The sequence below is a fragment of the Mycobacterium sp. AT1 genome, from assembly GCF_002043095.1.
In the GTDB taxonomy this organism is placed as follows: Bacteria; Actinomycetota; Actinomycetes; order Mycobacteriales; family Mycobacteriaceae; genus Mycobacterium.
Genome location: NZ_MVOC01000044.1, coordinates 74,394 through 86,214, shown reverse-complemented (window position 1 = coordinate 86,214; position 11,821 = coordinate 74,394). Strand labels below are relative to the sequence as shown.

General features: G+C 65.4%; 9 protein-coding genes. 6 read left to right on the top strand and 3 right to left on the bottom strand.

The features are described 5' to 3' along the window. Positions 1-140: 140 nt before the first annotated feature. The 6 genes from B1790_RS20410 to B1790_RS20385 all read left to right on the top strand — a co-directional run bounded on the left by B1790_RS20410 (position 141) and on the right by B1790_RS20385 (position 8,856). Complete coding sequence (locus tag B1790_RS20410) at positions 141-1,562, top strand: condensation domain-containing protein (protein ID WP_079925069.1); 1,422 nt, start codon at positions 141-143, stop codon at positions 1,560-1,562. A gap of 66 nt (positions 1,563-1,628) precedes the next feature. After that, positions 1,629-4,637, top strand: coding sequence for an RND family transporter (locus B1790_RS20405; RefSeq protein WP_079925068.1), 3,009 nt, complete (start codon positions 1,629-1,631; stop codon positions 4,635-4,637). Between the two features lie 57 nt (positions 4,638-4,694). Further along, the gene (pe, locus tag B1790_RS20400; RefSeq protein ID WP_079925067.1) at positions 4,695-5,843 is read left to right on the top strand and encodes an acyltransferase PE; all 1,149 of its coding nucleotides are present in this window, start codon (positions 4,695-4,697) and stop codon (positions 5,841-5,843) included. 43 nt (positions 5,844-5,886) lie between these two features. Next, positions 5,887-7,626 (top strand): AMP-binding protein, encoded by a 1,740-nt coding sequence (locus tag B1790_RS20395; protein WP_079925151.1) that lies wholly within the window; start codon positions 5,887-5,889, stop codon positions 7,624-7,626. Positions 7,627-7,656: 30 nt separating this feature from the next. Next, complete coding sequence (locus B1790_RS20390) at positions 7,657-8,301, top strand: GAP family protein (protein ID WP_079925066.1); 645 nt, start codon at positions 7,657-7,659, stop codon at positions 8,299-8,301. Between the two features lie 69 nt (positions 8,302-8,370). Continuing rightward, positions 8,371-8,856, top strand: a complete 486-nt coding sequence (locus B1790_RS20385) for a flavin reductase family protein (protein WP_079925065.1) — start codon at positions 8,371-8,373, stop codon at positions 8,854-8,856. A gap of 21 nt (positions 8,857-8,877) precedes the next feature. On the opposite strand, the gene B1790_RS35050 is transcribed toward B1790_RS20385, so the two are convergent. From B1790_RS35050 to B1790_RS20375, 3 genes are read right to left on the bottom strand one after another with little or no spacing between them, the layout of a single operon-like run. Beyond that, complete coding sequence (locus tag B1790_RS35050; RefSeq protein ID WP_198952065.1) at positions 8,878-9,039, bottom strand: hypothetical protein; 162 nt, start codon at positions 9,037-9,039, stop codon at positions 8,878-8,880. A gap of 57 nt (positions 9,040-9,096) precedes the next feature. Next, complete coding sequence (locus B1790_RS20380; RefSeq protein ID WP_079925064.1) at positions 9,097-9,846, bottom strand: succinate dehydrogenase/fumarate reductase iron-sulfur subunit; 750 nt, start codon at positions 9,844-9,846, stop codon at positions 9,097-9,099. 1 nt (position 9,847) lies between these two features. Further along, positions 9,848-11,812, bottom strand: a complete 1,965-nt coding sequence (locus B1790_RS20375; RefSeq protein WP_079925063.1) for a fumarate reductase/succinate dehydrogenase flavoprotein subunit — start codon at positions 11,810-11,812, stop codon at positions 9,848-9,850. Positions 11,813-11,821 lie beyond the last annotated feature (9 nt).

Here is an 11,821-nt window from a genome sequence, read left to right as displayed (position 1 = left end):
GCCGCCCACTATGGCACGTGCGGCGCGGCGTCACGGATTCGTCACCGACGATCCGGCGGAGTCGGTTACCGAGGGTATGTTGGGCGCCGCGACGTGAGGTGCCGGCCCCGGCAACCGGGCAAACTGGGAGGACGAAGTTCTTGCGCATCGGCGATATAACCATCGGCGCTCTCCACGAGTGGTCGGTGAGTCCGGGAACCGTGACGTCGTGGCAGCCCACGGCGGCGGCGCAGGAGAAGGCCCGCAATGCGCCCGTCAGCACCGTGCCCGTCAGCTACATGCAGCGCCAACACCTCCGCAACTACCATGACCGCGCGGCCGCGGGACTGAACTTCTCGCGCCAGATCATCGCCAGCTGCGAGGTGGCCGGCGAATGCGACATCGCGGCCATGGACCACGCCGTCAACGCGTACCTCCAACGTCACGACACCTTCCGGAGCTGGTTCGAACGAACTGATGCAGGCGAATTCGTCCGCCACGCCATCGAGGATCCCACCGACATCGAGTTCGTGCCCGTCGACCAAGGGCACATGACGCCCGACGAGATCCATGCCCACGCCGTCAGCATCCCGAATCCGTTGGAGTGGGGCTGCTTCACCTTCGGGATCGTCCAGCACGACGGCAACTTCACCTTCTTCGCCGCCATGGACCACGTCCACGGCGATGCGACGCTGATCGGCACCACGATGATGGAAGCCAACGGCATGTACTCGGCGCTGAGTTCGGGCGGCGACGCCCTGGTGCTCCCCGATGCAGGCAGCTTCGACGACTTCTGCATCCGAGAGCAGGGGTACACCTCGGAGCTGACCACGGATTCACCCGGCGTGCGCAGGTGGATCGACTTCGCGCAGAACAACGGGGACGGCTTCCCGGAGTTTCCGCTGCCGCTCGGCAACCCGGGCAAGGCGACCGCCAGCGACATGACGTCGCACGTTCTGATGGACGCGGCACAGACCGAACGCTTCGAGGCGGCGTGCTCGGCCGCGGGTGCGCGCTTCGTCGGCGGACTGTTCGCGTGTCTCGGCCTGGTCGAACATGAATTCACCGGGGCCCTGACCTACTACGGGCTCACTCCGAGGGATTCCCGGACCGCCGGCGACAACTTCATGACGCAGGGGTGGTTCACCGGACTGATCCCGATCGTCGTCCCGGTGGCGGCGACGTCCTTCACCGAAGCGGCTGCGGCCGCGCAGGCGTGCTTCGACTCGAGCCTGGACATGGTGCGGGTGCCGTATTACCGAGTGTTGGAGCTGGCACCCTGGCTGCGGTGGCCGCAGCCGAACTTCCCCGTGTCGAACTTCCTGCACGGCGGCGCGGCACCACTCAACGCCGTCCTCGCGGCGGGCGCCATGGGGCTGGCGAACAACATCGGGATCTACCCCGACGGACGGTTCTCCTACCAGCTGACCATCTACATATTCCGGTACGGGGAGGGCACGGTCATGGCGATCATGCACCCCGACAACCCGGTGGCCAAGAAGTCGGCAACCCGCTACATGGAGGCCATGAGTTCGGTGGCCGTGCGCGTCGCCGACAGCGGTCACTGGGGACGCGTTGCATAACAGGGAGCACATGGATGGCAACGGTTCTTCGGCGCGACACGCGAATCGTGCGGCGGTGAGGGAGTCATGCGACGGCTAGCTGATCTGGTGGTCCGGTGGCCCTGGGCGGTCGTAGGCGTGTGGGCCGCGCTGTTGATCGCCCTGCCGCTGACCCTTCCGTCCCTGGGTTCGATGGCCGAGAAGCATCCGCTCGCCATTCTGCCCGCGGACGCACCGTCGAGTGTCACCGCTCGCAAGATGACCGATGCATTCCACGAATCGGGCAACGACGACCTCCTCCTGATCGCGCTGACCAACGACAACGGACTAAGCGCGGGCGACGAGCCGACTTACCGCAAGCTGGTGGACGCGCTGCGCGACGACGTGACAGACGTCGTGATGGTGCAGGATTTCGTCAACACACCAGAGCTGCGGCAGTTCCTGACGAGTGAGGACAACAAGACCTGGGTGTTGCCGGTGGGTCTGGCGGGGGAGTTGGGTACTCCGCAGGGCTTCGCGTCCTACAACCGGGTGGCCGACCTGGTCAAACTCAATACCGCGGGCAGTCCGCTGGACGTGCACGTCACGGGGCCGGCGGCCACCGTCGCCGACCTCACCGTCGCGGGTCAAACCGATCGTCTGCCGATCGAACTCGCGATCGCCATCCTGGTGCTCGCGGTCCTGTTGCTGGTCTACCGCAGCGCGGTCACGATGCTGCTGCCGCTGGTGACGATCGGGTCGTCCCTGCTGATCGCGCAGTCGTTGGTGGCTGGATTTTCCGAGCTAACGGGGTCGGGCGTCTCGAACCAATCCGTCATCTTCCTGAGCGCCATCATGGCTGGTGCCGGGACGGACTACGCGGTCTTCCTCATCAGCCGCTATCACGATTATTTGCGATTGGGGGCCGACCCCGAACGGGCGGTCCGACAGGCGATGGCGTCCATCGGGAAGGTGATCACCGCATCAGCCACCACCGTGGGGCTCACCTTCCTGTTGTTGAGCTTCGCGAAGATGGGAGTCTTCCGAACGGTCGGAACTTCGGCGGCAATCGGGATCGGCGTCGCCTACCTGGCCGGCGTCACGTTGTTGCCGGCGATTCTGGTGCTCGCCGGGCCGCGTGGCTGGATCAAGCCGCAGCGCGAACTGACCGCTCGATTCTGGCGGCGGTCTGGCATCCGCATCGTGCGCAGACCGGTGGCCCATCTCGTGACCAGCCTGCTGGTGTTGGGCCTGCTGGCCAGCTGCGCGATCTTTGCGCACTACAACTACGACGACCGCAAGGCCGTGGCGGCGTCGGCACCAAGCTCTGTCGGCTACGCCGCGCTGGAACGCCACTTCCCGATCAGCCAGTCGATACCCGAATACGTCCTCATCCAGTCGCCGCGTGATCTGCGTACGCCGCAGGCGCTTGCGGACCTGGAGCAGCTGGCTTCGCGTATTGCCCAATTACCTGACATCGGTCTGGTCAGTGGCGTCACCAGGCCCTTGGGAACCGTGCCGCCCGAGTTCAGGGCTACCTATCAGGCTGGCCTCGTCGGTTCCCGGCTGGCCGACGGCTCCAACCAGATCGACCAGCGCACGGGCGACCTCAGCCGGCTGTCAGCCGGAGCCAATACGTTGGCCGACAGCCTCGTCGACGTGCGCGCGCAGGTCAACAAGATCGCGCCAAACATCCAGCGTCTGATCGACTCCGTCTCCTCACTGAGAGCCAAGAACGGCGGCGACACCCTGGTGCGCGACGTCGACAATGCCGCAAAGCTGGTCGACGCCATCAACGCGCTCGGTAATCAGATGGGCATCAACTTCACCGCTGCCAGGGATATGTTCGCCTGGATCGGCCCGGTCTTGACGGCGTTGCAGGGCAACCCGATCTGCGACCTCGACACCTCCTGTAGCAATACCCGCGACGTATTCGCGCGACTCGTCGCCTCGCGCACCAATGGAAACCTCGATCAGCTGAACAATCTGGCGCACCAGCTGCAGGGGATGGGTGACAAACAGTCTCTGAATGCCACGTTGAAGAAGCTGAACAGCACACTCGCCGGCGTCTCCTCGGCCGTCAACGCCATGGGGTTGGACAAACCCGGCGGTGCGCAGGCGGGCCTGACCCAGCTGAAGCAGGGCGCCGACCGCCTGGCTGGTGGCAGCCAGCAGGTAGCCGGCGGGGTGGACCAACTCGTCGAACAGGTCAAGGTGATAGCCGACGGCCTTGGCGAGGCTTCAGGGTTTCTGTTGACGATGAAGGAGAACGCTTCAGATCCATCGCAGGCCGGGTTCAACATCCCGGTGGAAGTGCTGAAGCTGGCGGAGTTCCAAAAGGCCGCCAAGGCGTACGTGTCGCCGGACGGACACTCGGTGCGGTACCTGGTGCAAACCAAGCTCGACCCGTTCAGCTCCGCGGCGATGGATCAGGTCAACCAGATTAGAGACGTCGCCATGGGGGCCCAGCCGAACACCACGTTGGCCGACGCCACGATCTCGATGGGAGGGTATCCGGCCGCGCTCAAGGACACCCGCGACTACTACCAGCACGACATTCGGTTCATCATCATCGCGACGCTCATCGTCGTCCTGCTGACTCTGATGGTGCTGCTGCGTGCGATCGTCGCACCCCTGTACCTCGTTGGCACCGTGGTGCTTTCGTACTTTGCGGCCATCGGCATCGGCGTATTCGTATTCCAGTTCCTGCTCGGGCAGCAGTTGCATTGGAGTGTGCCGCCGTTGGCCTTCGTCGTCCTGGTGGCGGTGGGAGCCGACTACAACATGCTCCTGGTGTCGCGAATGCGCGACGAGTCTCCGCGCAGCCTGCGTTACGGAGTCATCCGTACCCTGGGTTCGACGGGCGGTGTGATCACCGCGGCAGGGCTCATCTTCGCCGCTTCGATGGGCGGACTGATGTTCTCGAGCATCGGCATCGTGCTGCAGGGCGGCTTCGTCATCGGGGTGGGAATTTTGTTGGACACCTTCGTGGTTCGCACCATCACGGTCCCCGCGATTGCGGTTCTGGTCGGCCGCGCGAACTGGTGGCCGTCAGGTCGAATGAGTGCGCGGCGGTCGTCGACGCCGAAGGCCGAACCGGTCGAGCAACCCGGTTAGCGCGGGCCTGCGATGTATGTGAAACTACGACACGAAGCAGACGGGTCAGGACTACGGATGAAGAAGCTCCTCGCGGGACTTGCGGTAGTGATAACTGCTGGCGTCACTGGATGTTTCGGCGCAGGTTCCGCCGCCGCGGACGACGCGCGGCCCGCCGATCCGCCTGCGCCGGGATCGCCGGCCGGCAACACCCCGGCCCCCGCCGCGGCGGTGAACGGGACGGCGTACGCCCTCGGCGGCGCCCACGTCCTTGGGATTCCCTACGACGAGTACATCCGACTCACGGGCGCTGACTGGTTCCCTGGGATGAAGCGGGAGAAGGTCGACTATCCCGCGGGCCAGGTTCAGGGCCACGTTCTGGAGCGACTGTTCCCCGGTATCGGCCCCATCGGAGAGCAGATCCGTCCCGGTTTGGGCTTGGACGGCCCGAGTATCGGCGAGTCCGTCGACGTCGGCGAGCCGAACCTCGAGGCGGCCATTCGCAACGGTGGTCCCGGGGTCGCGATGGGCTTGTCCGAGGGGGCCTTCGTCCTCGGGGCCGTGAAGGATCGATTGGCCACTGATCCGACCGCTCCGCCGCCGAATCAGTTGAGCTTTGCGACGTTCGGCGACCCACTTGCGAAGAGCTCCTTCGGGGAGAGCTTTCTGACCCAGATGTTCCCCGTGGGCAGCGTCGTGCCCGCGCTGGACTTCCGCATGCCCGCTCCGGTCGACAGTCAGTACCACACCGACCAGTTCGTCTCTGCCTACGACAGCATTGCCGACTTTCCCGATCGTCCGGACAATCTGTTCGCCCTTGCCAATTCGATCGCCGGGCTGGCCACCGGCCACACTGCCATTGCGTTCACCAAACCGAGCAACGTGCCGCCGCAGAACGTCAGGACGGAGGTCAACTCCAGGGGCGGGACGACCACGACGTATCTGATTCCGGAGGAGCACCTCCCGCTGGTCCTGCCCTTCAAGTATCTCGGTTACCCGCAGGACACGCTGAATCAGCTCGACGCGATACTGCTGCCCCGCGTGAACGCGGGCTACTCGCGAAACGACGATCCGGCGACGGCTCCGGTCCAGGTGGACCCCGCGCGCGGCTTCGATCCCGTGGCTGTCACCGCGCCTGCCAACGAGGCGACCTTCAGTGGCAGCGATGATCCACTCTCGACGCTCGCCAACAGCCTGATGTCCGCGTTCTCCAGTGGCCCCGAGTAGCCGTGCGGACAGTCAGATTTCCACGAACTACGACGGACGTGACGTGACGCCTGCCCCCCAGTCGAGCATCCTCTCGATATTGCACGGTCGCGCTAGCATGCGCCCCGATGAGGTCGCCTTCACCTTCACCGACTACGACCACGACTCTGGAGGCGTTGCCGAGAGTGTGACGTGGTCGCAGTTGTCCCGCCGAACGTTGAATGCGGCGCGCGAACTCGGCAATCACGCATCGGTCGGGGACCGGGTCGTGATTCTGGCACCACAGGGACTCGATTACGTCCTGGCATTCCTGGGGTCCATGCAGGCCGGCCTGATCGCGGTGCCGCTGCCCCTGCCGCACCGCGGCGCCAGCCATGATCGGGTGAGTGCCGTCTTCGACGACACGTCGCCCGCGGTTGTGCTCACGACGTCCACCGTTGCAGACGACGTCGCCGAGTACCTTGATCGCGCAGGCCTCGACGTCGTTCCGAAGATCGTCGAAGTCGACGCGATGAATCTGGACGGCCTGCTCGACGGAGGGTCCGGCGCTTCGTCGACGGAGTTCCCCAGCACGGCGTATCTGCAGTACAGCTCGGGTTCGACCCGGCTGCCCACCGGAGTGATCATCTCGCACCAAAATCTCCAGGTGAACTACGAGCAGTTGATGCGCAAGATCTTTGGCGGACGGGTCACGTCTGGAGCCGATCTCACCATGGTGTCGTGGTTGCCCTTCTATCACGACATGGGTTTGGTGCTTGGTGTCTGCGCACCCATCCTCGGTGGCTTTCACGCCCAGCTCACCAGCCCGACCGCGTTCCTGGAAAGTCCGGCCAGATGGATGCGTGCATTGGCACAGAACCCGCATGCGTTCTCGGCGGCACCGAACTTTGCCTTCGACCTGGCGGCCCGCAAGACCACCGACCGTGATCTCGCCGGGCTCGACCTCGGTGGAGTCGTCGGAATCATCAACGGCGCTGAACGCGTCGTGCCCGCGAGCCTGGAGCGCTTCGCAGATCGGTTCGCGCACTTCAACTTTCGCGACCACATGCTGCGTCCCTCCTACGGCATGGCGGAAGCGACCGTCTTCGTGACGACCGCCACCTGGGCGGAGTCGTCGGCCGTCGCATTCGACGTCGGCGAATTGTCCGCGGGCCGCGCTCGACGGTGTCCGGCCGGAACCGGGTCGTCGCTGGTGAGCTACGAACTGCCGCAGTCACCCATGTTGCGGGTGGTCGACGCCGAGACGGAGCGGGAAGTGCCGCAGGACGTGGTCGGCGAGCTCTGGGTGCACGGCGACAACGTTGCGACCGGATACTGGGGTAGGCCGCCCGAGGAGCAGCGCTGCTTCGGGGCCACGATCGTCGATCCCTCGTCGGGTACACCGGATGGACCGTGGTTGAGAACGGGCGACTTGGGTTTCGTCTCCAAGGGAAAGCTCTTCATCGTCGGCCGCATCAAGGACCTGCTGATCATTCGCGGTCGAAACCACTATCCCGAGGACATCGAGGCGACGATCCAGGAACTCACCGGCGGTCGTGTCGCGGCGATATCGGTCCCGGTGAACGACGTGGAGCAATTGGTCGCCGTCGTCGAGCTCAAGAAGCGTGAAGATTCGCCCGAGAGCTGGCTCGATGTCGTCAAGAGCGACGTCACCGCGGCGATATCCAATGAGCACGGTGTGACCGTCGGCGATCTCGTGCTGGTAGCGCCCGGGTCGATCCCGACCACGACGAGCGGCAAGATTCAGCGTGCAGCGTGCGTCGGTCTGTATGGCGAGGGGCAATTCGACCGGTTGGACGCCTGAGCCCAATCGCGGGGCGCGCCAGGGTCATCGATGTTCCTCACCGTTCTGGTCATGGCGCTTGCCGTCAGTGTCGAACCGTTCCGAATCGGCATGACATTGCTGATGCTGAACAGGCCCCGGCCGGCGCTCCAGTTGCTGGCGTTCCTGTGTGGCGGCTTCGCCATGGGAATCACGGTGGGCCTCGTCGTGCTGTTCGTGTTTCACCGTGCACTACGGGAGTCGAACTACGTCACCTTGCCGAACGTCCAGATTCTGATCGGGCTCCTGATGTTGTTCTTCGCGCTGATCGTCGTGATCCCCGGACGCCTACGTCTGCGGCCGACACGCGTGACGGGGCCAGCCGAACGACTGCTGCGCGGACCGTCGCTGGTGGTCGCAGGCGTTGCCGGGCTGGGCATCGCGCTTCCGTCGGTCGACTATCTTGCCGCGCTGGCCGTCATCCTGACCGCGGACGCGGACGCCGCGACACAGGTCGCCTTGTTGTTGGCGTTCAACGTCGTGGCCTTCGCGCTGGTGGAGATTCCCTTGCTTGGCTATCTGCTGGCTCCACGGGCGACCTTGAGATGGGTCGCCTCGCTGCATGGCTGGATCCGAGCGCGTCGCCGGGTCGAGGTGGCAAGCGTACTGACGGCGATTGGCTGTGGGTTTCTGGCGGTCGGCGTGGCCGGCCTGTGACTGGAGTTGCAATCACGGCGAGCGCGAATCTGGCGACCACACCTTGATACGTGTGAAGATGGAGACCTCATGACCGGTACCGATCTGAGCCCGACCTCCTTACGCGAGGCCTTCGGCCACTTCCCGACGGGTGTCATCGCGATCGCCGCGGAAGTCGACGGTGTCCGGGTGGGCCTGGCGGCAAGCACCTTCGTCCCGGTGTCCCTCGATCCGCCGTTGGTGTCGTTCTGCGTGCAGAACTCGTCGACGACGTGGCCCAAGCTGAAGGATCTGCCGTTTCTCGGCATCAGCGTGCTCGGCGAGGCTCACGACGCCGCCGCCAAGACCCTGGCCGCGAAGACCGGTGACCGCTTCGCCGGCCTGGACACCAGGTCGACCGAGCGCGGCGCACTGTTCATCCACGGCACCAGCGTCTGGTTGGAGAGCGCCATCGAGCAGGAAGTCCTGGCCGGCGATCACACCATCGTGGTGCTTCGGGTGCACGACATCACGATCCACGACGGTGTCGCACCCATCGTGTTCCACCGGAGCGCGTTCCGCCGCCTCGGCGCCTAGTTCTCCTTGGCGTCGAGCTCGCTACGGGCGAGCAGCCAACTCGTCGCGGTAGCCCGCGACGCGCTGGTCCAACTCGGCGGCGTCGTCGGGCCTGCCCTCCTTGCGAGCCAGCTCGGCGCGCACCGTCAGTTCGCGGATCGCGGTGCGAATGTCGTTGACGCTCTTGGTTTCTTGAGGACCCATGCGGCTAGCCTTTCGTCGTTGAATGGCGTGGATCGGCCTGCAGTCCACGGTACGCCGCTACCGCTTGAAGAGTTTGTTTCCGAGCCACACGATCGGGTCGTACTTACGATCGGCGACGCGTTCCTTCATGGGGATCAGGGCGTTGTCGGTGATCTTGATGTGCTCGGGGCAGACCTCGGTGCAGCACTTGGTGATGTTGCAGTAGCCGAGGCCGAACTCCTCCTGCGCCATGTCCTTGCGGTCCACGGTGTCCAGCGGATGCATGTCCAGCTCGGCGATCCGCATGTGGTAACGCGGACCGGCGAAGTTCTCCTTGTTCTCCTCGTGGTCGCGCACCACGTGGCAGACGTTCTGGCACAGGAAGCACTCGATGCACTTGCGGAACTCCTGGCTGCGGTTCACGTCCTCCTGCTGCATCCGGTACTCACCGGGCTGCAGATCCTTTGGCGGGGTGAACGACGGGATCTGGCGCGCCTTTTCGTAGTTGAAGGACACGTCGGTCACCAGGTCACGCATGACGGGGAAGGTCCTCAGCGGGGTGACGGTGACGGTTTCGTCCTCGCCGAAGGTGGACATGCGCGTCATGCACATCAGCCGCGGACGCCCGTTGACCTCGGCCGAGCACGAGCCGCACTTGCCCGCCTTGCAGTTCCACCGCACCGCGAGGTCGTTGGCCTGGGTGGCCTGCAGCCGGTGGATGATGTCGAGCACCACCTCGCCCTCGTTGACCTCGACGGTGTAGTCCTTGAGCTCGCCGCCCGTGTCGTCGCCGCGCCAGACCCGCATGCTCGCTTCGTATGCAGCCATGTCAGCCCTTCCGTTCCGGGTGCTCGGTCAATTCGGCGTCGGTGTAGTACTTCTCGAGTTCGGAGAGCTCGAAGACCTCGAGGAGGTCCGGCCGCATGGGCAGCTGTTCCTCGGCGTCGACGGTGACGCGGGGGACCATCGCCTCGGCGGTCGCCGCCTCTGTCGTCCGGCACACCAGCAGCGTGTTGCGCCAGTTGGCGTCCATCGCCGGATGGTCGTCGCGGGTGTGTCCGCCGCGGCTCTCGGTGCGCTGCAGCGCCGCCTTGGCCACGCACTCGCTGACCAGCAGCATGTTGCGCATGTCGATCGCGAGGTGCCAGCCCGGGTTGTAGACCCGCCCGCCCTCGACGGCGACGTTCTGCAATCTGCCCCTGAGTTCGTCGAGCTTGGCCAACGCCTCGTGGATCTCGTCTTCCTTGCGGATGATGCCGACGAGGTCGTTCATCGACTGCTGCAGCTCGGCGTGCAGCGTGTACGGGTTCTCGGGATTCTCGTGCGGCTCGTAGGGTGCCAACGCCATCTTCTCGGCCTCGTCGAGGGAGTCCTGCGAGATCTTCGGCCGCTCGCCGAGCGAGCGGACGTAGTCGGCCGCCCCGAGTCCGGCCCGCCGGCCGAACACCAGCAGGTCGGACAGGGAGTTGCCGCCGAGCCGGTTGGAGCCGTGCATGCCACCCGAGCACTCGCCCGCGGCGAACAGGCCGGGAGTGGCGGCCCCGCCGGTGTCGGGGTCGACCTCGATGCCACCCATGACGTAGTGGCAGGTGGGGCCGACCTCCATCTCGTCCTTGGTGATGTCGACCTCGGCCAGCTCGATGAACTGGTGGTACATCGAGGGCAGCCGACGCTTGATCTCCTCGGTCGGCATGCGCGAGGCGATGTCGAGGTAGACGCCGCCGTGCGGGGTGCCACGGCCTGCCTTGACCTCGGCCACGATCGCGCGGGCCACCTCGTCGCGGGGGAGCAGGTCAGGGGTTCGCCGGGCGGAGTCGTTGTCCTTGAGCCACTGGTCGGCTTCTTCCTCGGTCTCGGCGTACTGGCCCTTGAACACCGGGGGGATGTAGTCGAACATGAAGCGCTTGCCCTCGGAGTTCTTCAGCACGCCGCCGTCACCGCGGACGCCCTCGGTGACGAGGATGCCCTTCACCGACAGTGGCCAGACCATCCCGGTCGGGTGGAACTGGATGAACTCCATGTTGATCAGCGACGATCCGGCGCGCAGCGCCAGGGCGTGGCCGTCGCCGGTGTACTCCCAGGAGTTGGACGACACCTTGAACGACTTGCCGATGCCGCCGGTCGCCAGCACCACCGCCGGTGCTTCGAAGAGGATGAAGTTGCCGGTCTCGCGCCAGTAGCCGAAGGCGCCGGCGATCCTGCCGGTGGGTCCGTCCGAGTCAGGCTCGGCGCTGGCGTTGTCTCTCGGGCCCTTGTCGAGGATGAGGTCGGTGATCGAACACTCGTGGAACACCTTGATCCGGGCCTCGTAGTCGCCGAGCTCGCGGAAGTCCTCCTGCTGCAGCGAGACGATCTTTTGCTGCAGCGTGCGGATGATCTCCAGGCCGGTGCGGTCGCCGACGTGTGCCAGCCGCGGGTAGGTGTGCCCGCCGAAGTTGCGCTGGCTGATCTTGCCGTCCTTGGTGCGGTCGAACAGTGCACCGTAGGTCTCCAGCTCCCACACCCGGTCGGGGGCCTCCTGCGCGTGCAGCTCGGCCATCCGCCAGTTGTTGAGGAACTTGCCGCCGCGCATGGTGTCACCGAAGTGCGTCTGCCAGGAGTCCTTGGTGTTGACGTTGCGCATCGCCGCCGCGCAGCCGCCCTCGGCCATCACGGTGTGCGCCTTGCCGAACAGCGACTTGGTGACCACCGCGACGCGCTGGCCGCGCTCGCGGGCCTCGATCACCGCGCGCAGTCCTGCCCCGCCGGCGCCGATGACGACCACGTCGTATTCGTGCCGTTCGAGTTCACCCATGAATTCGTA

What these genes read in the sequence shown, in the direction of transcription:
- B1790_RS20405 (WP_079925068.1), top strand. Translation starts at nt 1,629, where the DNA reads ATGCGACGGCTAGCTGATCTGGTGGTCCGGTGGCCCTGGGCGGTCGTA.
- pe (WP_079925067.1), top strand. Translation starts at nt 4,695, where the DNA reads ATGAAGAAGCTCCTCGCGGGACTTGCGGTAGTGATAACTGCTGGCGTC.
- B1790_RS20390 (WP_079925066.1), top strand. Translation starts at nt 7,657, where the DNA reads ATGTTCCTCACCGTTCTGGTCATGGCGCTTGCCGTCAGTGTCGAACCG.
- B1790_RS20385 (WP_079925065.1), top strand. Translation starts at nt 8,371, where the DNA reads ATGACCGGTACCGATCTGAGCCCGACCTCCTTACGCGAGGCCTTCGGC.
- B1790_RS35050 (WP_198952065.1), bottom strand. Translation starts at nt 9,039, where the DNA reads ATGGGTCCTCAAGAAACCAAGAGCGTCAACGACATTCGCACCGCGATC.
- B1790_RS20380 (WP_079925064.1), bottom strand. Translation starts at nt 9,846, where the DNA reads ATGGCTGCATACGAAGCGAGCATGCGGGTCTGGCGCGGCGACGACACG.
- B1790_RS20375 (WP_079925063.1), bottom strand. Translation starts at nt 11,812, where the DNA reads ATGGGTGAACTCGAACGGCACGAATACGACGTGGTCGTCATCGGCGCC.